The following is a 20974-nucleotide window of genomic DNA, read 5'->3' on the forward strand; positions in this document are numbered from 1 at the left end:
ATCAATGAAAAGAGGTTTTTATAACATATTAAAAGCGAATTTTCTAATCAGCGAGGATGCTGTAAAGAACTGGAGGTTTATTGTTTTCTGTACAGTATTGGCAATTGTGATGATCGCAAGCTCGCATAATGCAGAGCAAAAAGTGCATAAGATCGCAAAACTAAATAAAGAGGTGTTGGAGTTGAGGAGTGAATTTTTAGAAAGGCGTTCAAAATTGATGAGAGTAAAGATGGAATCTACTATTACTGAAAAAATGGTAGAAAAAGGGATTGGGCCTTCAGAGACTCCACCCAATAAAATAAGAGTGATAATAAAAGACTAACCCAAAATGGCTACAACCGAAAAAAGCATCCTGAATCGTATGTATTTCGTGGCTGGCTGTCTCTTCCTTTTTGCGATAGCAGTAGGGGTTAAGTTGCTTAATATCCAGTTTGTTCATGGTGAACACTACAAAGAATTAGCGCAGGAGCGTACTCTTAAAAACTTCAAAATTCCGGCAAATCGTGGGAATCTATACGATGTAAATGGAAATCTTCTAGCTACATCGGTTCCTAAATATGATGTTAGGTTCGATGCGGTAACGGTATCAGATAATAACTTCGAAGAAAATATTGGTCCGCTTTCAAAAAGCCTCTCGGCTATGTTGGGTCGGCCAGCATCTTATTATTCTCAGAAATTAAGAACTGCCAGAGTAAACAAACAACGTTATGTTCTAATTGCCCGCAACCTGGGTTATTCAGATTATATGAAAATGAGGGAATTCCCAATGTTTAATCTGGGAGCCTATAAAGGAGGAATGATCACCGAGCAAAGTACCGTTCGAGAACATCCATTAGGGAAAATGGGAGAAAGAACCGTAGGTTATGAAAGAAGAGATGAAAATGGGTATTTCACCAGGGTGGGACTTGAAGGAGCTTTCAGTAATTATCTAAGAGGTACTGATGGTAGAAGGTTAAAGCAAAAGATTGCTAAAGGCCAGTGGAAGCCAATTAGTGATAATAACGAATTAGAGCCAAGAGATGGCTATGACGTTGTTTCTACTATAGATGTAAATATTCAGGATATAGCCCACCATTCTTTATTAAGACAGTTGGAGTATTTTGAAGCTGAGCATGGCACTGTAGTGGTTATGGAAACTGCTACCGGTGAGATCAAGGCCATGTCTAACCTGGGAAGAACAAAAGAAGGTACTTATTTCGAAAAAAGAAATTATGCGGTTTACGAAGCGCATGAGCCAGGTTCAACTTTCAAGTTAATGGCTATGGTAGCTGCTTTAGAAGATAAAGTAGTAGATACAAGCCAGGTTATTGATACAGAAAAAGGAGTTGTGAGATTCTATGGAAGACCTGTTCGTGATTCTCATCATGGTGGATATGGTAAGATTTCGGCAGCAAAAGCTTTCGAGCTTTCTTCAAATACAGCATTTACAAAAATGATCACAGAAGGATATAAGAATGATCCTGCAAAATTTGTTGATCGCCTGTACTCAATGGGACTTAACCAGAAAATTGGTCTTGAAATTAAAGGTGAGGGACCCCCCCGAATTCCTCACCCTCAAGACAAGAGCTGGAATGGTTTGAGCTTGCCCTGGATGGCATTTGGTTATGGAGTGTCAATCACGCCTTTACAAACTCTGACCTTTTATAACGCTATCGCCAATGATGGTGAAATGATCAAACCAAGATTTATTAAGGAAGTTAAAGACCGCGATAAGCCGATCATCACTATGGATAAGCAGGTTATGAATCCTGCGATCTGTTCCGTAGAAACCGCAAAAAAGGTAAGGGCGATGATGAAGAAGACGGTGGAGAGAGGGACCGCGTCGAATATTTATACTGAGAATTTCTCTATGGCCGGAAAAACCGGTACCTGCCAGACAGAATACTGGATAGAGCCTGGTAGATATATAGCATCTTTTGCGGGTTATTTCCCAGCTGAAAACCCTAAATATTCCTGTATCGTGGTGATACATAAACCAAATAGGAGAAAAGGATATTATGGAAATATAGTTGCCGCTCCGGTATTTAAAGATATCGCCAGGAAGATCTATACAGATACACCTGTAATGGATGAACTGGAATCTTTAGAAGTCAATGATGAAAATGTGCAGAAGGACTTCGAAGCATATTACACCAAAGTTCAGAATGAAAAATTATTGATGCCAGATGTCACCGGTATGCCGGCTATGGATGCGATATCTATCCTTGAAAACCTTGGAATAGAAGTTAGATTGAATGGAAAGGGAATTGTGAAAAGACAATCTATTACTGCAGGACAAAAACTTAAGAATAAACAAACCGTAAAATTGGAGTTGAGTTAATGAAAGTATTAAAGGACATACTTTACAGAGTTAATATGAAGGCCGTGACCGGAGATACCGGTGTAACCATTAATGACATTCATTTTGATTCCAGAAAGGTTAAGCTTAATGATGTTTTTGTGGCCATTAGAGGAACCCAGTCAGACGGGCATGATTTTATAAGAAATGCAGAAAATCAGGGTGCTTTGGCAATCGTATGTGAAGAGATCCCTGCGGAAAAGATCAACGGCATAACCTATATAGAAGTAAAGGATACTAAGAAAGCTCTGGCATATATTTCTGCGAATTATTTCGATGAGCCTTCAGAAAAATTAAAACTTATAGGGGTGACCGGAACCAATGGTAAAACAACCATTGCTACTCTTTTGTATGACCTGTTTACCAAGGCAGGTTTTAAGTGTGGGTTGCTTTCCACAGTAAAAGTCATGGTGGGAAATGAAGAGCATTCTGCTATTCGTACTACTCCAGATTCATTTACTATTAATTCTTATCTAAAGGATATGAATGATGTTGGTGTTGAATTCTGTTTTATGGAAGTTAGTTCTCATGGGATAGATCAGCACAGAACCACTGCATTGAAATTTGCTGGTGGAATTTTCACGAACCTTTCTCATGATCACCTGGATTATCACAAGGATTTCGCGGATTATCGTGATGTGAAAAAACGATTTTTCGATGAATTGCCTTCTTCGGCTTTTGCACTTACAAATGCAGATGATAAGAATGGCCCGGTAATGGTTCAGAATACAAAGGCCGAAAAGCATACTTATGCTTTAAAGTCTTATGCAGATTATAAAGCGCAGATCCTGGAGAATAATTTTACTGGTTTATTGTTGAAGATCGATGAACAGGAATTATGGACCAGGCTTATAGGGAATTTTAATGCCTATAACGTGCTTGCAATCTACGCAACTGCAGATCTTTTAGGATTAAAAACACTGGAGATACTTCGAATTATCAGTGAGTTGAATTCTGTGAATGGAAGATTTCAATATGTGATCTCTGAAAAAGAAAAGATCACAGCTATAGTTGATTATGCGCATACTCCAGATGCATTGAAAAATGTACTGGAAACAATCAATACCATTAGAACCAAAAACGAAAACCTTATCACGGTAGTTGGATGCGGTGGAGATAGAGATGCTACCAAAAGACCAAAAATGGGTCATATCGCTTCAGCATTAAGTAGCAAGGTGATCTTTACCAGCGATAATCCACGAACTGAAGATCCGGAAAAGATCATCGAGGATGTGGAAGCAGGGGTAGAACCTCAGAATTTTAAGAAAACAATGAGTGTGACCAACAGGAAACAGGCTATTAAAACTGCCTGCCAGATGGCCGCTAAAAACGATATTATCCTTATTGCCGGGAAAGGGCATGAGACCTATCAGGAAGTAAACGGAGAACGATTCGATTTTGATGATCTCAAGATCGTAAATGAATTTTTGAAACAACTGGATAAATAATGCTGTATTACTTATTTAAATTTCTTGAAGAACAGTATCAGTTGCCTGGTGCGCAGTTGTTTGAATTCCTCTCCTTCAGGTCGGCGATGGCTATTATCCTGTCGCTAGGTATCTCCACGATCTATGGAAAAAGGATCATCAATTACCTGAGAGCGAAACAAATTGGAGAAAGTGTTCGTGATCTAGGATTAAAAGGTCAGACAGAGAAAGCAGGAACTCCAACCATGGGTGGAGTTATTATAATTGTTGCCACCCTTATACCCGTTTTGCTTTTTGCGAAACTTGAAAATATATATGTCATTCTATTGATCGTGACTACATTATGGATGGGCGCTATCGGATTTCTGGATGACTACATAAAAACTTTTAAGAAAGACAAAGAAGGTTTAAAAGGGATCTTTAAAGTTATTGGCCAGATCGGGCTAGGGTTGATCGTGGGTTGTACCATGTATTTCCATCCGCAGATCACCACTAAAGAGGTGGTGACTGAAACCAATCCTACTGAAAATGTGATTGCCCGTGCTGAGGTTGTGGATATGGGTCCTGAGGTTAAGGATACCAGTACCACGATTCCTTTTGTAAAGAATAATGAATTCGATTATTCAAGTCTAATCAGCTGGATAAATCCAGACCTGGTGAATTATGCCTGGTTGATCTTTATTCCGATAGTGATCTTTATCGTGACAGCAGTTTCCAACGGAGCTAATCTTACCGATGGGATCGATGGACTGGCCGCAGGTTCTTCAGCAATAATAGTTTTGACCCTGGGTATTTTCGCCTGGGTTTCGGGTAACATCATATTCTCAGATTACCTGAATATAATGTACATCCCACGTTCGGGTGAAATGACAATTTTCATCACGGCCTTTGCTGGTGCATTAGTTGGTTTTTTATGGTATAATACATTTCCTGCCCAGGTTTTTATGGGAGATACAGGAAGTTTGACGATAGGAGGAATCATTGCGGTACTGGCAATTGCCACAAGAAAAGAATTATTAATCCCTCTTTTATGCGGAATCTTCTTAATAGAAAACCTTTCGGTAGTAATGCAGGTGGGGTGGTTCAAATTCACCAAAAAGAAATATGGTGAAGGGCGCAGGATCTTCTTAATGTCACCACTACATCATCATTATCAGATGAAAGGGAAACATGAGAGCAAGATCGTAGTAAGGTTCTGGATCATAGGAATTTTCCTGGCGATTCTGACTATAGTGACCTTGAAGGTTCGATAAGTTATAGCTATGAGTAAAAAGATAGCGATACTGGGAGGTGGAGAAAGCGGAATTGGAAGCGCGATCCTGGCGAAGAAAGAAGGTTATGAAGTTTTTCTTTCTGATAAAGGAAAGATAAAGGATAAGTACAAAGAAGTTCTTAGACATATTGAGATCGAATGGGAAGATGAACATCACACCGAATCGAAAATATTCGATGCCGATGTGGTGATGAAAAGTCCGGGTATTCCAGATACAGCTCCAATGATCGTGGAGCTGAGAAAGAATAATATTCCGGTGGTTTCTGAAATTGAATTCGCATCATGGTTTTCTGAAACTCCGGTGATAGGAATAACGGGAAGTAATGGAAAAACAACGGTGACCAATCTTATTCAGCATTCACTGAAAGAGGGAGGAATAGATTCAGGGATGGGTGGTAACATCGGGAATAGTTATGCGAAAATGGTTGCTGAAGAAAGCCATGATTGGTTCGTCCTGGAATTAAGCAGTTTTCAGCTGGATGGAATTGAAAAGTTCAGACCGCATATTGCGATTCTGACTAATATCACACCAGATCATCTGGATAGATATGATTATAAACTGGAGAATTATATAGCATCAAAATTTAGAATAGTAAAGAATCAAACTGAAGATGACTATTTCATTTATGATGCAGACGATAAAAATATTACAGACTGGTTAGAAAAGAACCCGGTTAGATCTCAAAAACTGCCTTTTTCAATAGAGAAAAAGATTGAAAATGGCGCTTATATAGAAAATGAAAATATTGTTGTAACAATTAATAACACAGAGTTTACTATGCCAACATCAGAACTTGCCCTTCAAGGCAAACATAATGCTAAAAATGCTATGGCTGCGGCCACAGTTTCACAACTGCTCCGAATCAGAAAGCAAACGATAAGAGAGAGTATGTCGAATTTCCAGGGAGTGGAACACCGCCTTGAAAAAGTCCTGAAGATCAATAATGTGCTTTATATCAACGATTCTAAAGCTACGAATGTAAATGCTACTTACTACGCTTTGGAAAGTATGGAATCTGAAACGGTATGGATCATTGGCGGAGTGGATAAGGGTAATGTTTATGATGATCTTTTGCCTTTGGTGAATGAGAAGGTAAAAGCGATCATTTGTCTTGGGGTTGATAACCAGAAGATTAAGGCTTCTTTCGGGAATATTGTGGAGAATATGGTTGAAACAACTTCCATGGGTGAAGCGGTACAAATGGCCTACAGACTTGCGGAAAAAGGTGACAATGTTTTATTGTCCCCAGCATGCGCAAGCTTTGACCTCTTCGAAAATTACGAAGACAGAGGAAGACAGTTTAAAGAAGCGGTAAGAAATTTATAAAACGTCAAGCTGAACTTGATTCAGTTTCTAATAAAACGAGATCCTGAATCAAATTAAGGGTGACGATAAAGAAGGAAGAAAAGAATGAGCAATGTTTTTGCAAATCTTAAAGGAGACAAGGTGATCTGGGCAGTAGCCGGACTGTTGGCAATATTTTCATTTTTGCCGGTATACAGTGCCAGTAGTAACCTTGCTTATCTCCACGGTGATGGAAGTACTTCCGGATTTCTGGTGGTACATTTTTTCCATTTGCTTTTAGGATTCTGTGTATTGTTCGCTGTTCATAAAATACCTTATCACTATTTCAGAGGAATCTCGATCCTGCTGTTACCCATTGTGATATTATTGTTGTTATTCACTATCGCTCAGGGTACTACCATAGATGGTGCATATGCCAGTAGATGGATACAAATTCCTGTGCTCAATGTTTCATTTCAGTCTTCAACGCTCGCGTCAGTGGTGCTAATGGTTTACGTGGCAAGATACCTGTCTAAGATCACTGAAAAAACAGTGACATTTAAAGAGACAATTCTTCCGCTTTGGCTGCCTGTTTTCGCGGTATTAGTGTTAATTTTGCCGGCCAATTTCTCCACAACAGCGATCATTTTCTGTATGACGTGGATGTTGATGTTCTTAGGTGGTTATCCAATAAAATATCTTGCTGCAATTCTAGGTGTTGGGATCGTTATGCTTAGCATTTTCGTTCTTACTGCTAAAGCTTTTCCAGGTCTTATGCCTAACAGGGTAGATACCTGGACAAGCAGGATCGAAACTTTTTTCGATGATGAAGAAGGTACCGAGCAGTATCAGGTTGAAAGAGCCAAAACTGCCATTGCACAAGGAGGCATCACCGGAACAGGAATAGGGAAAAGTGTTCAAAGAAATTTTTTACCACAATCATCTTCAGATTTTATCTACGCGATAATTGTTGAAGAAATGGGCTTAATTGGTGCTTTTGGAGTGATGCTTGCATACCTGTTGTTACTCTTCAGGATTGTAATTGTGGCTACCAAAGCCAATACTGTCTTTGGTAAACTCGTTGTTATGGGTGTAGGCCTGCCTGTAGTTTTTCAGGCGCTTATCAATATGGGAGTTGCTGTGGAACTATTTCCTGTCACCGGACAAACACTTCCGCTAGTAAGTAGTGGAGGAACATCGGTTTGGATGACATGCATCGCGCTGGGAATCATCCTTAGTGTCAGTGCCAGAAGAGAAGAGATCAAGGAATCTGAAAATAAAGAATTTGAAGGTGAGGAGGATAATCCTCTGGACATCTTAAGCGAAGCGATATGAAAGAAGGTTTACGCGTTATATTATCTGGTGGAGGTACAGGTGGACATATCTATCCTGCCATCGCCATTGCCGATGAAATAAAAAGAAGATATCCAGATGCCGAAATTCTTTTTGTAGGTGCACAGGATCGAATGGAGATGGAAAAAGTGCCACAGGCGGGGTATGAAATAGAAGGCCTATGGATAAGCGGGGTAGATAGATCGTTTAGCCTTAAAAATTTCATTTTTCCTTTTAAGCTGATGAGCAGTCTTTCTAAATCCAGAAAGATCATCAAAAAGTTTAAGCCAGATATCGTGATAGGTACCGGTGGTTTTGCTAGTGGTCCTTTATTAAGAGTTGCAATTTCAAAAGGAATCCCAACTTTGATCCAGGAGCAAAACTCATTACCAGGAATAACCAATCGAATTTTAGCAAAATATGCCGATACTATTTGTGCGGCATATGAAAAAGTAAAAGAAGTTTTTCCAGCCGAAAGAACAATCATAACGGGTAACCCGGTTAGACAGGATCTTCTGGAGGTGAACCAATTGAGAGAACAAGCTTTAGAGCATTTCAATCTTTCAAAAAATAAGAAAACAGTACTTGTTCTTGGTGGAAGTCTTGGTGCAAGAAGAATTAATAGACTTATTGAAAACGATCTTAAGAAATTCAAAGATGAGAATGTACAGCTCATCTGGCAGATCGGGAAACTTTATTTTGATGAGTATAAGAAATATGATTCCATAAATGTAAGAGCAAAGGAATTCATCAATAGAATGGATCTTGCATATGCAGCAGCAGATGTTATTATATCCAGAGCCGGAGCAGGGAGTGTTTCTGAACTTTGTATAGTTGGGAAGCCTGTGTTGTTTATTCCGTCACCTAATGTTGCTGAAAATCATCAGGCGAAGAATGCCATGGCAGTTACAGATCATGATGCTGCTTTGATGATCACCGAAGATGAATTGAATGAGAAATTCGAACCTTGTTTTTTCAGCCTTTTGGAGGATGAAAGAAGGATGAATCGTTTCGCTGCGAATATTAAAAAACTTGCATTGCCAAATGCGACTTCAGATATAGTAGATGAAGTTGAAAAATTGATAAATAAGAGAACAAAATAAGTGAAGGACCTTAACCACATACAGCATTTTTATTTCATCGGGATCGGTGGGATTGGGATGAGCGCCCTTGCCAGATATTTTAAGGCAAAAGGGAAGTTTGTAGGTGGTTATGATCGCACTCCGACTGAATTGACTAATACTCTGGAGAGCGAAGGAATAGAAGTAAATTTTTCAGAAAATATTGCAGCTATTCCGCCCGAAATCCTGGATAACCTATCAAATTCTTTAATAGTTTATACACCAGCGGTACCAAAAGATCAGCCTCAATTTACATTTTTAAAAGAGAAAAATTTTGAAGTTGTAAAAAGAGCAGAACTGCTGGGGGTTATATCTAAACAAATGTACTGTCTTGCTGTTGCCGGGACTCATGGAAAAACAACCACTAGTGCAATTTTAGGGCATTTGCTAAAAGAAACCGGTGCGAAGGTTACTGCCTTTCTAGGTGGGATTAGTGAAGATATTCAATCAAATCTTATCATGCAGGGTGATGAGGTGGTAGTAGTTGAAGCAGATGAATTTGACCGCTCATTCCTGAATATTTCTCCAGATATTGCTGCAATCACTTCCATGGATGCAGATCATCTCGATATCTATGGAGATAAGTCTGAATTAGAAAGATCATTCAGAGATTTTGCTGCTAAGATTCCTCATGACGGTCGTTTATTCATTAAAAACGGATTACCACTAGAAGGATCAACGATAGGCATAAATGATGAGAGTGATTTTTCAGTACAAAATATTAGAATAGAAGAAGGTAGCTATGTTTTCGAGCTGAAAACTCCTTCAGAAATTATACAGAATTTAAAATTTAATCTGCCCGGCAATCATAATTTGCTAAATGCTATAACAGCCCTGGCGATGGCGATGGAGTACGGTTCCCCAACCGATGGTCTGGCCAGGGCCTTATTTAGCTTTAAAGGTGTTCAGCGCAGATTCAGTTATAAAATTAAAACGGATAACCTGGTGCTTATAGATGACTATGCACATCATCCTGCTGAAATTTCAGCAGTACATCAGGCGATTCGTGAAATGTACTCCAACAAACAAATTTTAGCGGTTTTTCAGCCCCACCTGTTTAGCCGTACCCGTGACTTCGCTGAAGATTTTGCCTCAAGCCTTTCAAATTTTGATAAGGTATTTCTTCTGGATATATATCCAGCTAGAGAGTTACCTATTGAAGGTATTTCTTCAGCATGGTTGCTGGATAAAATTTCTAATTCTCAAAAATCACTCGTTCAGAAGAAAGATCTATCTAAAAAGATTCTGGCTGAAAATGCTGATGTTGTAGTGATGCTGGGGGCTGGTGATATTGGAGTAGAAGTAGAAAAAGTAAAAAAAGCATTGTTACATGAAGCGTAGTTTAGGTTACATAAAAGCCTTCGTTTTAGTGGCAATCGTTTGCCTGCTATTTGGTTTTGCTGAAAAGCGTCATAAAACACGTAATATCAGCAAGGTAGAGGTGAAATTTACAGATTCTGAAAATCTCTATGTTACTGAGGAAGTGGTTAATAAATTGTTAATACAAAATAAACCGTCTATCTCGAGCATAGATAAAGAAACTTTAGATTTGAATAGGGTCGAATCCCTTTTGAATAAGCATCAAATGATTGAAAATGCGGAAGTTTACCTCACTATAGATGGTAAACTAAAAGCAGAAGTAAGTCAGAGGAAACCGATTGGAAGAGTAGTTGGGAATTCTTCTTTCTATCTGGATAAGAATGGCGAGTTAATGCCATTAAGTGAATTCTATACAGCAAGAGTGCCGCTGATGTATGGTTTTGATGGGGCAAATTTTACTAAAGCTTATGCTTTAGTAAACCATATTAAGAATGATGAATTCTTGAATAGGCATATTACCGGCATTAACCGGTTAAAAGGAGATAAATATACGCTTGAGTTAAGAGAACGCGATTTCGAAGTGTATTTCGGTGATTCAAGCAATGTGGCTTTAAAATTCAACAATTTCAAAGCCTTTTATAAGAAAGCACAGAAAGAAAAAAAGTTAGATACCTACAAAAAAGTGAACCTGCAATTTGGAGATCAGGTTGTATGCACGAAAAAATAGTTTATGGAACAAAACGATATTGCAGTAGGATTAGATATTGGAACAACAAAGATTGTGGCCATGATAGGTCGCAAAAATGAGTACGGCAAGGTAGAGATCATTGGGATTGGAAAATCTAAATCTCTTGGTGTTCATAGGGGGGTAGTGAATAATATTACCCAAACCATCCAGTCTATCCAGCAGGCAATACAGGAAGCAGAAGCCGATAGTGGTTTAAAGATTAGCGAAGTTGTAGTGGGGATTGCGGGGCAGCATATTCGTAGCCTTCAGCATAGTGATTATATAACCCGTCAGAATCCTGATGAAGTGATAGATGCAGATGATATTCATACACTTTGCAATCAGGTTCATAAGTTGGTGATGCTGCCGGGCGAGGAGATCATTCATGTACTTCCGCAGGAATTTAAAGTAGATGGTCAGGCCGAAATAAAGGAGCCTATCGGGATGTACGGTGGGAGACTGGAAGCTAACTTCCATGTGGTAGTTGGTCAGGTTTCTTCGATAAGAAATATAGGAAGATGTGTAAAAAGTGCCGGATTAGAACTTTCTGCAGTGACTTTGGAGCCACTTGCTTCAGCAAATGCAGTCTTGAGTCAGGAGGAAAAGGAAGCCGGGGTAGCGCTAATTGATATAGGGGGTGGTACTACCGATCTTGCTATTTTCAAAGATGGGATTATTCGTCATACGGCAGTAATTCCTTTTGGAGGTAACGTGATCACCGAGGATATAAAAGAAGGATGCTCGATCATTGAAAAGCAGGCTGAACTACTGAAGATTAAATTCGGTTCAGCATGGCCGGGTGAAAATAAGGATAACGAGATCGTTTCTATTCCTGGATTAAGAGGAAGAGAACCGAAGGAGATCACCCTTAAGAACCTTTCAAAAATAATTCATGCAAGAGTAGTGGAGATCATAGAGCAGGTTTACCTGGAGATCAAGAACTACGGACATGATGAGCAAAAGAAAAAATTAATCGCCGGCTTAGTATTAACCGGTGGTGGTGCACAATTAAAGCACATAAAACAACTGGCTGAATATATTACCGGGATGGATACCAGAATAGGATATCCAAACGAGCATTTAGCCGGCACAACAGATTCAGAAACTACAAGTCCTGTTTATGCTACGGCAGTTGGACTAGTGATGAATAGTCTGGAAAAAGGTAATAGCAGATTCCAGGAAGAGGCTGTCCTTTCAGATAATAGTCCGGTAGAAGAATCTGAAGAATACGAAGAAGGAGATCAGATGATGAGTGAATCTGATGAAGAGGAAGAAACCTCGAAAAAAGTTGCCCGAAAGAGCATATTTGACAAATGGGCTGAAAAATTCAAGGATTTTTTAGATAACGCAGAATAATAAAGATACAACCAGTAAAACAGAGTTTATGAGCAGTACAGAATTTGGAGACATCTCATTCGATTTACCTAAGAATCAATCGAACGTCATCAAAGTGATAGGAGTAGGCGGTGGAGGAAGCAATGCCATCAACCATATGTTCCAGTTGGGAATTAAAGGGGTTGATTTCGTTGTTTGTAATACCGATTCTCAGGCACTTGAAAACAGTTCGGTTCCAAACAAGATTCAATTAGGTGTGACCCTTACAGAAGGACTTGGAGCTGGAGCTAATCCCGAAGTTGGTGAGAAAGCAGCAGTAGAAAGTTTTGAGGAAATCAAGCAAATGTTGGATACCAATACCAAAATGGTATTTATCACAGCAGGAATGGGTGGAGGTACCGGAACCGGTGCAGCACCAATTATTGCTAAACAGGCCAAAGAGCTTGGAATTCTAACTGTTGGTATCGTTACGATTCCTTTTCAGTTTGAAGGAAAAAACAGAAATGAACAGGCACAATTAGGAGTTGAAAGACTTCGACAGAATGTCGATTCTCTAATTGTGATCAATAATAATAAACTTCGTGAGGTTTATGGAAATCTAGGTTTTAAAGCTGGATTCTCTAAAGCTGATGAAGTACTTGCAACTGCCTCAAGAGGTATTGCAGAAGTAATTACGCATCACTATACGCAAAACATTGACTTGCGGGATGCCAAAACCGTACTTAGTAAAAGTGGTACTGCTATCATGGGGTCCGCTCAGGCTTCAGGAGCCAGCAGGGCTACAGATGCTATAATGAAAGCTTTAGATTCTCCACTATTAAACGATAATAAGATCACCGGTGCCAAAAATGTTTTACTGCTAATTGTATCTGGTAACGAGGAGATCACTATTGACGAAATTGGAGAAATTAATGATCATATTCAGGCTGAAGCCGGTCATAGCGCGAACATCATCATGGGTGTTGGTGAAGACGAGGCTCTTGAAGATGCAATTGCTGTAACTATTATCGCTACTGGTTTCGATGTAGAACAGCAGAATGAGATCACTAATACTGAAACTAAAAAGATCATCCATACGCTTGAAGATGAGCAAAAAGCTGAACAGGACCTAACTACTAAAAAATCTGCTCCAATTAATCAGGTTACAAGTGCTCCGGTTAATGAGTTGCAGTTTGAAGAACCTGAAGAGGATAAGAAAATAGTGCATACCCTTGATGAAACCGAAGAGGAAGTAGATGAAGTGGGGAATATCCAAAAAAAGGTAGATGATGTTTTCAAAACACCTGATTTCGCTAGGAAACTGGATGTAATCTATGAAGAGGTTGATCCAAATGAATTCATCATTAATGATACTACCAGCGAAGAGGTAAGGAATATGGAAGTAAACGAGGCTGAAGAAATTAAGGCTGAAGAATCGAAAGATCAATTCATGTTTACTTTTGATATGCCTATGAAATCTGAAGAAGAGAAGCCAAAATCTACTCCTAAAGCTGAAGAAATCACCAGGCATAACCTGGAAGAAGAGAAAGAGGATACTAAGAACATCAAGGTGAATGAAGCAATTGAAATTGTTCCTGTAACCGAAAGTTCTGCCCAGGGGGTTAAGAGATATAGTCTTGATGATTATATGGAAATGGAGGAAAAACTAGAGAGATCTAAAGCTCCAAAAAAAGAAGAGCCTAAAGATGAAACTATGGCTTTTGAAAAGAAAACTGTAGCTCCTTCTCCACAAAGAGAGAATACGGGTGATGATCACGATCCATTTGATAATCCTATCTCATCTGAAGTTGTTAGACAAAGAACAGCAGAGAGAAAGGCTAAAATGAAAGAATTCAACTATAAATTTAGAACGGGTTCTGCCCAGATCGATGAGATCGAAAAGCAACCGGCTTATAAAAGAGCGGGAATAGAGCTTGATAATTCAAAACCAGGAGAGGGGAAACTGTCTCGTACCAGTATAGATCAGGACGAGAATAATGATCTTCACTTCAGGAAGAACAATTCTTTTCTACATGATAATGTAGACTAATTTTCAACCTAGCCACGAAAAAAGGGACGCATTGCGTCCCTTTTTTTATTCGATAAAATTAGATAAGATTAGTTCTGGGCTTTGGCCTGAACTTCATCTGTATCTCTTCTGTACTTTAACATTGAAATTCCGGCTACGAAAAATACGAAGCCTAAGATGGTAAGCGCCCATGGGCTAAGCATTAATGCTACACTTCCAAAAATTCCTAATACTCCCATTACAAGTGCGATGGCACCCCCAATGGTCATAATCATTGCTAAGACTTTAATCATATCTTAAATTATTGGTTATAAGATAAAAGTAATTAAACCTTTGAAAGTACCGTGAATATTAACAAATTTTACAATTCTGCATTCAAGCTTAAAATTTCTTTCTCCGCTTCCTTTTCGTCTGCCCAGCCCAGTATTTCTGTGTCATCTGCCAGATCATAGTTTAAAAACCATGCTTGTATTATATCCTGAGCTGGTTTGTATTTTTTAATGAAATCTTTAAAATTTTCAGCAGTAATGGTTCTCAAAGAAGAATTTGCAGGAATAGCAATAACCTTGAAATCTTCCTCACCGGCATCTATTAATTTGATCATCCCTATAGGAATTATTTCCAGAATGGTTCCGGAGGCCAAAGTGGAGCTCAAAACCATTACGTCCAGGGCATCACCATCCCCGCCTTTTTCAGGATTCGAAAAAGTGGATGGGATAAATCCATAATTTCCTGGGTAGGCAAGAAAATCAATCTTTCGTTCTTTTCCATCTCTAAGTGATGGTTTAAAAACTCTTGAGATCTTGTCGTATTCTATTTTAGAGTTCGTTCCCGCAGGGATTTCGATGACCGCCTGAAAATAACCATTTTCAGATCTAAGATCGGTATTAAGATAATCTACAGGTGATTTGCAACTTTGCGCCAGGCATAATAATATAAAAAACCCTAAAATTCGCATATTAATTCCAGTAGATCATAAAGTATTTGATCCTGGCATCATCTGGAATTTGAGAAGCCATGATCTTACTATCTGTGTCATACCTAAGGTTTGTAGGTAATTGATCCTTATCTATAGTAATATAGGCGTTGATCTCATCTAGAAATACCACGGCAGAATTGATCGTATTTTCAATTCTTGAAATAGTATAATTCTCTACTATATCTTTAAAAGTGCTTTGTACAGTAAGACCATTTTTTGTCTCATACCTAGGGTCTAATATCCTTATATAGCCAATGGTGCTGGTAGAGTCGAATTCCTGTAGTGGTTCCAGGCTTAAGAGCGGCTCTCCATCCTCACTATAGATCTTGATCTCATCTGTAGACCTAAATTGCTGTGGTCCGCTTGTTTGGCGAACGATACTGTCATTTTTAAAAATCGAATCTAGCTGGTTTATCTTAATTTCTTTGCTTAATGGACCTACCTGTTTAGAAGTTATTAGGTATGGATTTTCCTCATCGCTCGTGCAGGAGATGATACTTACACATAAACCAAGAATTAATAAAGCTCTTTTGTACATATTAGATTAAGTAGTTTTTATTTTAAAAATTTATTCAGGATTCCCATTACTCCTCTAATAAAGGTAGCACTGGTTAATACTTTTATTATTGCGCCTTCGGTACTGTTTGTTCGACGGCGGGATGTTGTTTTCGTTACTTCCTTTCGGTCTTTTTCCGCCTTTTCTTTTGCCTCACTTTTCTCAGCGATCTCTATTTTTTTATTTAATATTTCATAGGCGCTTTCCCGGTCTATCTCCTCATTGTATTTTGAAACTAATTGAGACTTATTGATCAGGTTTTTCAACTCGGTGTCTGTAAGTACATCCATTCTGCTCATGGGGGCTCTAAGCATGGTTGCCACCAGGGGAGAAGGTCTTCCTTTTTCATCTAATGCTGAAACCATAGCTTCACCTATACCTAACGCAGTAAGCATATTTTTGGTATCGTAGAAATCTGAAATAGGGTAATTTTCAGCCGCCAGTTTTATGGCTTTTCTGTCTTTGGCTGTAAATGCTCTTAATGCATGCTGAATTTTTAATCCCAGCTGGCCAAGAACTTCCTCTGGTACATCTGCCGGATTCTGTGTTACAAAATAAATTCCAACTCCTTTAGATCTTATTAGCTTGACAATACTTTCTATCTGATCAAGTAAGGCATCTGAGGCTTCTTCAAATATAAGATGGGCCTCATCAATGAACATTACCAATTCTGGTTTATCCATATCACCCTTCTCCGGGAAAGTGGTATAAATTTCAGCCAGCAGGCTTAACATGAATGTTGAAAATAGCTTTGGCCTGTCCTGAATATCGGTAAGTCTAAGGATGTTCACGAACCCACTGCCATCTTCAGATCTTCGGGTAAGATCCTTCACTTCAAAAGACCTTTCTCCAAAAAATAAGTCGGCACCTTGCTGTTCTAATGAAACTATCTTTCTCAATATAGCACCCGTAGAAGCTGTAGAGATCCTTCCGTAATCTTTCTGAAACTCTTCCTTTCCTTCTTCAGTAGAATATTGAATGATCTTCTTGAGATCTTTTAGATCCAGAAGGGGTAGATGATGGTCATCGCAATATTTAAAAACGATAGCCAGGATTCCGGTTTGAGTGTCAGAAAGGTCAAGTATTCTTGATAATAAGACCGGTCCAAATTCACTAACGGTAGCTCTTAATCTTATCCCTTTTTGATCTGATAAGGTTAAAATTTCTACTGGAGAATTTTTAGGCTGAAAGGGAAAATCTAATTTCTGATGTCTTTCATCTATAAAGTCAGCACCTTCTGCAGCCTGTGCGATTCCGCTTAGATCACCTTTTACATCCATCAGCAGAACAGGAACTCCTTTTTCTGAAAGATTTTCCGCAATTATCTGCAGTGTTTTAGATTTTCCGGTACCTGTAGCTCCTGCGATCAAACCATGGCGGTTCATGGTTTTTAATGGGATCTTTACTGCGGCTTCAGAATGTACTTCACCATTTAACATTCCGGCTCCTACATAAATATAGTCACCTTTTGTGGTATAACCATTTTGTATCTGTTCAATGAATTGTCCCGCTTTGTCCATTAATGCTAAGTTATTATAAAATTGATAATTCAAAAGAAGAAAACAATTTGCTTCTCTGTAAAATCAAAAATTGGTTAAAATTAAATATAGGCTTACTTTTATAAATATCCTGATTTTTAGGATCCTTAGATGAATTTACCTTAAAAGTTATGCGTAAAACTTTTTTTAGTCTTATTCTACTTATGAGTATTTGTAGTTGCAGATTACAGAATAATGTGCTTAAACAGGTTTCGCTATCTAAAGATCCTGTTCTTACTCAGGTCTTCGAAAATCCTCATAAATATGAGGTCCAGATAATTTATACCAGGATTCTAAGGAAGGATGGCACAGTTGAATTTAAAGACTATAAATACCGGGTAGATCCTGAAGCTTATTTTTATCCCGCCAGTACCGTTAAGTTACCGGTGGCCGTTCTTAGTCTTGAAAAGGTAAATCTACTTAATGAAGATGGTGTCGATATTAGTAAAAATAGTCCCTATCAATTTGAAAATGATTCTGTCTCTCATAACATTGAGAATGATATTGAGGCAATATTCGCTGTAAGTGACAATGAAGCTTATAACAGGTTATTCGAATTTTTAGGGCAGGATTATATAAATTCTAAACTTACATCTAAGGGACTGGCGCCTGTTCGTATTTCTCACCGTTTTTCAGGTGAAAGCTCAGCAGATACTCTAACGAGACAAATGATCTTTAAAACTGAGAATGGTAATTTGGAATTACCTGTAACCTACAATCAACCTGCAGATTCGTTGGAGATATTTGATGTTATTAAGGGGGTTGGATATATTAAAGAAGATGTAAAAATAAATGAGCCTTTCAGTTTTGCTTTAAAAAACTATTTTCCGCTGGAAACTCAGCATAATTTGATGAAAAGGCTGTTCTTTCCAGAAGCTTTTGATAAGCAGAAAACCTTTCAGCTGAAAAAAGAAGACCGGGACTTTCTCATAAAATCCATGTCTACCGAGCCAAGAAAATTGGGTTATGATGAAACCGAATATCAGGATGGTTATGGCAAATTCTTTATATATGGAGATTCAAAGAAAAGAATTCCTGATCATATGAAAATATATAATAAGGTAGGTTATGCTTACGGCACCTTAACTGAAACAGCTTATATAAGGGATGAAGAAAAAAATGTGGACTTTTTACTATCGGCTACAATTCTGGTGAATGAAAATGGTGTTTTTAATGATAATGATTACCAATATGAAAGTATAGGTATTCCGTTTCTGGCAGAACTTGGCAGACAGATCTATCAGAAAGAGTTAAACCGAAAAAAATAAAAGTTGCCTTACTTCACGGCGGGTGATAATAGCTTAATTGTTCCCTTAGTTGCATTCATTTCGGCCTCAAGCCCGTTGGGAATAGTTGCGTTATCACTTATATGACCAATCATCGCACCAGAATATGCCGGGATGTTCAATGGTTTTATATAATGGTCTATTACTTCTTCCATTGTTAATGAGCCATAACCACTTCCGCCGGGATCGCAGTCAGAACATTTTCCAAATACGAATCCGCTGATCTTATCCAGTACGCCGCCAAGATACAGTTGCGACATCATTCTATCTACAGCATAGATCTTTTCGCCAACATCTTCCAGGTAAAGGATCTTTCCGTCCCAATCCTGAGGAAAATATTCAGAACCCATAATTCCGGTAAGTACAGATAGATTACCGCCAAGAAGCTGACCTTTTACTGTACCTTCTTTAATGACCCTTATTCTGTTTCTAGTTTGAACCAGTTCATCACCTTTACTAATAGGATTTTCATACGTGATTGCTTCTTTCTCAAAAAGCAAACGTTTTAAATAATCTGAGCTGAATGAGTTCCAGGTTGAAACGGCTACAGGTCCGTGAAAAGTGACCAGGCCAGTTTTTTTAAAAATTGCAAGATGCAATGCAGTAATATCACTATAGCCAATAAAAACCTTCGGATTATTCTTAATTGCTTCATAGTCCAGCTTGTCCAGAATTCTGGCAGCTCCAGATCCACCTCTCAAGGCTATGATAGCCTGGATGGAATCATCTCTGAACATATTATTTAATTCCTCAGCTCTTTCTTCATCTGTACCTGCAAGGTGGCCGTGCCTGTTCCTGGTGTTTTTCCCAAATTTCACTTTTAACCCCATGGCTTCAAAAGATTCCCGGGCAATTTCATAAGGTTCAGATTCAAAAATCGCACTTGAGGGACTTACTATTCCAATAGTATCTCCTTCTTTTAATCCTTCGGGAAGTAAAATATCCTGGTTAGATGGGTTTTTATCAATCTTATCAAAACTTACAGGATTAAGAGGTAATATTAAGCTGCCTACTCCTATATTCTGAATGAATTTTCTTCTTTGCATCTGCGTGGGTTCTGGTATTAATAATTGTTATGCACCTGTTCCAGGATCCTGGTCATACCCTTTTTCAATTCTGAAGTAGGGACCGTATAGTTGCTGTTCATAAAACTAAATATAAGGGTTTTGCCACTTTTTGTGATTATAAAGCCACTAAGACTATGGTTGTTCTTTAAAGTTCCGGTCTTGGCATAAATATAAGGTGTTTCGGCTTTATAGTAATTTTTTAAAGTTCCAGATGCGCCTCCTGCAGCAAGGATATTAAATAGTCTTTCTTTAGGCATTTCCATTTCGATCTTTTCGACGAGCTTCACCATAGATCTTGGCGTGAATAAGTTGTATCTTGATAGTCCGGAACCATCATACCACATCGGTTCGTCTGGTAGATCTTTCAAATGGTTTTCTTTCATATAATCAATAGCGATACTGGTTTTTAAAGTATCAGAAATTTTATCTGCTGCCATAAGCATGATCTGTTCTGCAATAAAGTTATCACTTACCTGCATCATACGTTTGTAGATACTGTCGGCAGGAATACTATATAGTGTTTTATTGAATTCTAGATCCTTCAAATCACCTTTATAGATCGTTACTTTTTTGTTCAGAGTATCTGAAAGTAATTCGGTTATCAGGTTTTTGGAATATTTAATAGGTATATGTTGAGTGAAATTATCACCCCTGTTAAACTTTTGATATTCCATCTTGTTCGAGGAGATCTCCCTTTGGGTGTATTTATTTTCAGGAGAAAAGGCTTCTACTAGTTTAATGGAATCCTGAAATTGTATAGGAGTCACTTCTGGTTCAGCGTAATCATGAAATTGAAGTTCGATTAAATTTCCATATAAAGGAAAATCAATTTTTTCAGAAGAATAGTAGGAGTCATAATCATCCCATGCCCAACCGGGTCCAAGATGTTTTTCCTTATATGCCGCAGGAGCATAAAATAGCTTAAGATCATTATTATTGAAAAACTCGACTACTCTGGATTCTGGTAAATCTGGATTTAAAAAAGAAGGATCTCCTGTGCCTTTGAAAATAAGGCTATCTCCTTTGATAGTATAGTTTAATGCCGGTACAGAGTCGCCTAAAACCTTTAGTCCGGTAAAAAGTGTAAAAAGCTTAGTGTTGGACGCAGGGGTGAAATATTTGTCAGCATTATGCGTATAGAGCATTTTTTTGGTAACCGGATCGTATAAGGCAAATCCGGCATAACCCTGTTTGAATATTCTTGATTCTGTAAAATCTGTTTCAATTTCTTTATTTGTCTTTTTGATTGCAGAGCAGGAAGACAGGAGTGTTAACACTAAAAATAAAAAAAGGCGATCAAAAAATACTTTCAATTTTAAAATGGAAGAAATTCTGTATTTCATTTAGGTCAGAATAAGGCTGTGATATCGGTCTAGCAATAA

18 protein-coding genes are annotated in these 20974 nt (G+C 38.3%); 12 read left to right on the forward strand and 6 right to left on the reverse strand.

Annotated features, from left to right (window positions below; genetic code table 11):
* The first annotated feature begins 4 nt into the window (after positions 1-4).
* From G530_RS0105630 to ftsZ, 11 genes are all read left to right on the forward strand, one after another.
* The gene (locus G530_RS0105630; protein ID WP_026933600.1) at positions 5-322 is read left to right on the forward strand and encodes an FtsL-like putative cell division protein; all 318 of its coding nucleotides are present in this window, start codon (positions 5-7) and stop codon (positions 320-322) included.
* Between the two features lie 6 nt (positions 323-328).
* Positions 329-2320 (forward strand): penicillin-binding protein, encoded by a 1992-nt coding sequence (locus G530_RS0105635; RefSeq protein WP_026933601.1) that lies wholly within the window; start codon positions 329-331, stop codon positions 2318-2320.
* Positions 2320-3786 carry a UDP-N-acetylmuramoyl-L-alanyl-D-glutamate--2,6-diaminopimelate ligase gene (locus G530_RS0105640; protein WP_026933602.1) on the forward strand — a complete coding sequence of 489 codons (1467 nt, stop codon included), beginning with the start codon at positions 2320-2322 and terminating at the stop codon, positions 3784-3786. Before G530_RS0105635 ends, G530_RS0105640 begins: the two co-directional genes overlap by 1 nt.
* The gene (gene mraY, locus G530_RS0105645; protein WP_026933603.1) at positions 3786-5018 is read left to right on the forward strand and encodes a phospho-N-acetylmuramoyl-pentapeptide-transferase; all 1233 of its coding nucleotides are present in this window, start codon (positions 3786-3788) and stop codon (positions 5016-5018) included. Before G530_RS0105640 ends, mraY begins: the two co-directional genes overlap by 1 nt.
* 9 nt (positions 5019-5027) lie before the next feature.
* Entirely contained in the window at positions 5028-6365 is a 1338-nt protein-coding gene (gene murD, locus G530_RS0105650) for a UDP-N-acetylmuramoyl-L-alanine--D-glutamate ligase (protein ID WP_026933604.1), read from the forward strand.
* 84 nt (positions 6366-6449) lie between these two features.
* Positions 6450-7658 (forward strand): FtsW/RodA/SpoVE family cell cycle protein, encoded by a 1209-nt coding sequence (locus G530_RS0105655; protein ID WP_026933605.1) that lies wholly within the window; start codon positions 6450-6452, stop codon positions 7656-7658.
* The gene (murG, locus tag G530_RS0105660) at positions 7655-8758 is read left to right on the forward strand and encodes an undecaprenyldiphospho-muramoylpentapeptide beta-N-acetylglucosaminyltransferase (protein ID WP_026933606.1); all 1104 of its coding nucleotides are present in this window, start codon (positions 7655-7657) and stop codon (positions 8756-8758) included. Before G530_RS0105655 ends, murG begins: the two co-directional genes overlap by 4 nt.
* The gene (murC, locus tag G530_RS0105665; protein WP_026933607.1) at positions 8759-10117 is read left to right on the forward strand and encodes a UDP-N-acetylmuramate--L-alanine ligase; all 1359 of its coding nucleotides are present in this window, start codon (positions 8759-8761) and stop codon (positions 10115-10117) included.
* A complete protein-coding gene (locus tag G530_RS0105670; protein ID WP_026933608.1) occupies positions 10107-10823 on the forward strand; it encodes a cell division protein FtsQ/DivIB in 717 nt (238 codons plus the stop codon). The genes murC and G530_RS0105670 overlap by 11 nt, the downstream gene beginning before the upstream one ends.
* 3 nt (positions 10824-10826) lie before the next feature.
* The gene (gene ftsA / locus G530_RS0105675; RefSeq protein ID WP_026933609.1) at positions 10827-12179 is read left to right on the forward strand and encodes a cell division protein FtsA; all 1353 of its coding nucleotides are present in this window, start codon (positions 10827-10829) and stop codon (positions 12177-12179) included.
* A gap of 28 nt (positions 12180-12207) precedes the next feature.
* Complete coding sequence (ftsZ, locus tag G530_RS0105680) at positions 12208-14187, forward strand: cell division protein FtsZ (RefSeq protein ID WP_026933610.1); 1980 nt, start codon at positions 12208-12210, stop codon at positions 14185-14187.
* 68 nt (positions 14188-14255) lie between these two features.
* Here the strand turns inward: ftsZ and G530_RS0105685 are convergent, their stop codons facing one another.
* The 4 genes from G530_RS0105685 to G530_RS0105700 form a co-directional block, all read right to left on the reverse strand.
* The gene (locus G530_RS0105685) at positions 14256-14459 is read right to left on the reverse strand and encodes a hypothetical protein (RefSeq protein WP_026933611.1); all 204 of its coding nucleotides are present in this window, start codon (positions 14457-14459) and stop codon (positions 14256-14258) included.
* A 68-nt stretch (positions 14460-14527) separates the two neighbouring features.
* The gene (locus G530_RS0105690) at positions 14528-15124 is read right to left on the reverse strand and encodes an inorganic diphosphatase (protein ID WP_026933612.1); all 597 of its coding nucleotides are present in this window, start codon (positions 15122-15124) and stop codon (positions 14528-14530) included.
* Between the two features lies 1 nt (position 15125).
* Positions 15126-15683: a hypothetical protein gene (locus G530_RS0105695; protein ID WP_026933613.1), complete on the reverse strand. Its 558-nt coding sequence runs from the start codon at positions 15681-15683 to the stop codon at positions 15126-15128.
* 17 nt (positions 15684-15700) lie between these two features.
* Positions 15701-17221 (reverse strand): helicase HerA-like domain-containing protein, encoded by a 1521-nt coding sequence (locus G530_RS0105700; RefSeq protein ID WP_026933614.1) that lies wholly within the window; start codon positions 17219-17221, stop codon positions 15701-15703.
* A 149-nt stretch (positions 17222-17370) separates the two neighbouring features.
* On the opposite strand from G530_RS0105700, the gene G530_RS0105705 reads away from it, so the two are divergent.
* Positions 17371-18507 (forward strand): serine hydrolase, encoded by a 1137-nt coding sequence (locus tag G530_RS0105705; RefSeq protein WP_026933615.1) that lies wholly within the window; start codon positions 17371-17373, stop codon positions 18505-18507.
* 8 nt (positions 18508-18515) lie between these two features.
* Here the strand turns inward: G530_RS0105705 and G530_RS0105710 are convergent, their stop codons facing one another.
* Both G530_RS0105710 and G530_RS0105715 read right to left on the reverse strand, forming a co-directional pair.
* Positions 18516-19571: a S66 peptidase family protein gene (locus G530_RS0105710; RefSeq protein WP_026933616.1), complete on the reverse strand. Its 1056-nt coding sequence runs from the start codon at positions 19569-19571 to the stop codon at positions 18516-18518.
* Between the two features lie 17 nt (positions 19572-19588).
* Entirely contained in the window at positions 19589-20935 is a 1347-nt protein-coding gene (locus tag G530_RS0105715) for a D-alanyl-D-alanine carboxypeptidase (protein ID WP_051199702.1), read from the reverse strand.
* Positions 20936-20974 lie beyond the last annotated feature (39 nt).

It is taken from the genome of Christiangramia echinicola DSM 19838 (genome assembly GCF_000423065.1).
GTDB lineage: Bacteria > Bacteroidota > Bacteroidia > Flavobacteriales > Flavobacteriaceae > Christiangramia > Christiangramia echinicola.

What these genes read in the sequence shown, in the direction of transcription:
- G530_RS0105635 (WP_026933601.1), top strand. Translation starts at nt 329, where the DNA reads ATGGCTACAACCGAAAAAAGCATCCTGAATCGTATGTATTTCGTGGCT.
- G530_RS0105695 (WP_026933613.1), bottom strand. Translation starts at nt 15,683, where the DNA reads ATGTACAAAAGAGCTTTATTAATTCTTGGTTTATGTGTAAGTATCATC.
- G530_RS0105715 (WP_051199702.1), bottom strand. Translation starts at nt 20,935, where the DNA reads ATGAAATACAGAATTTCTTCCATTTTAAAATTGAAAGTATTTTTTGAT.
- G530_RS0105655 (WP_026933605.1), top strand. Translation starts at nt 6,450, where the DNA reads ATGAGCAATGTTTTTGCAAATCTTAAAGGAGACAAGGTGATCTGGGCA.
- G530_RS0105670 (WP_026933608.1), top strand. Translation starts at nt 10,107, where the DNA reads ATGAAGCGTAGTTTAGGTTACATAAAAGCCTTCGTTTTAGTGGCAATC.
- G530_RS0105640 (WP_026933602.1), top strand. Translation starts at nt 2,320, where the DNA reads ATGAAAGTATTAAAGGACATACTTTACAGAGTTAATATGAAGGCCGTG.
- mraY (WP_026933603.1), top strand. Translation starts at nt 3,786, where the DNA reads ATGCTGTATTACTTATTTAAATTTCTTGAAGAACAGTATCAGTTGCCT.
- ftsZ (WP_026933610.1), top strand. Translation starts at nt 12,208, where the DNA reads ATGAGCAGTACAGAATTTGGAGACATCTCATTCGATTTACCTAAGAAT.
- G530_RS0105630 (WP_026933600.1), top strand. Translation starts at nt 5, where the DNA reads ATGAAAAGAGGTTTTTATAACATATTAAAAGCGAATTTTCTAATCAGC.
- G530_RS0105685 (WP_026933611.1), bottom strand. Translation starts at nt 14,459, where the DNA reads ATGATTAAAGTCTTAGCAATGATTATGACCATTGGGGGTGCCATCGCA.
- G530_RS0105705 (WP_026933615.1), top strand. Translation starts at nt 17,371, where the DNA reads ATGCGTAAAACTTTTTTTAGTCTTATTCTACTTATGAGTATTTGTAGT.
- G530_RS0105710 (WP_026933616.1), bottom strand. Translation starts at nt 19,571, where the DNA reads ATGCAAAGAAGAAAATTCATTCAGAATATAGGAGTAGGCAGCTTAATA.
- murD (WP_026933604.1), top strand. Translation starts at nt 5,028, where the DNA reads ATGAGTAAAAAGATAGCGATACTGGGAGGTGGAGAAAGCGGAATTGGA.
- G530_RS0105700 (WP_026933614.1), bottom strand. Translation starts at nt 17,221, where the DNA reads ATGGACAAAGCGGGACAATTCATTGAACAGATACAAAATGGTTATACC.
- G530_RS0105690 (WP_026933612.1), bottom strand. Translation starts at nt 15,124, where the DNA reads ATGCGAATTTTAGGGTTTTTTATATTATTATGCCTGGCGCAAAGTTGC.
- murG (WP_026933606.1), top strand. Translation starts at nt 7,655, where the DNA reads ATGAAAGAAGGTTTACGCGTTATATTATCTGGTGGAGGTACAGGTGGA.
- ftsA (WP_026933609.1), top strand. Translation starts at nt 10,827, where the DNA reads ATGGAACAAAACGATATTGCAGTAGGATTAGATATTGGAACAACAAAG.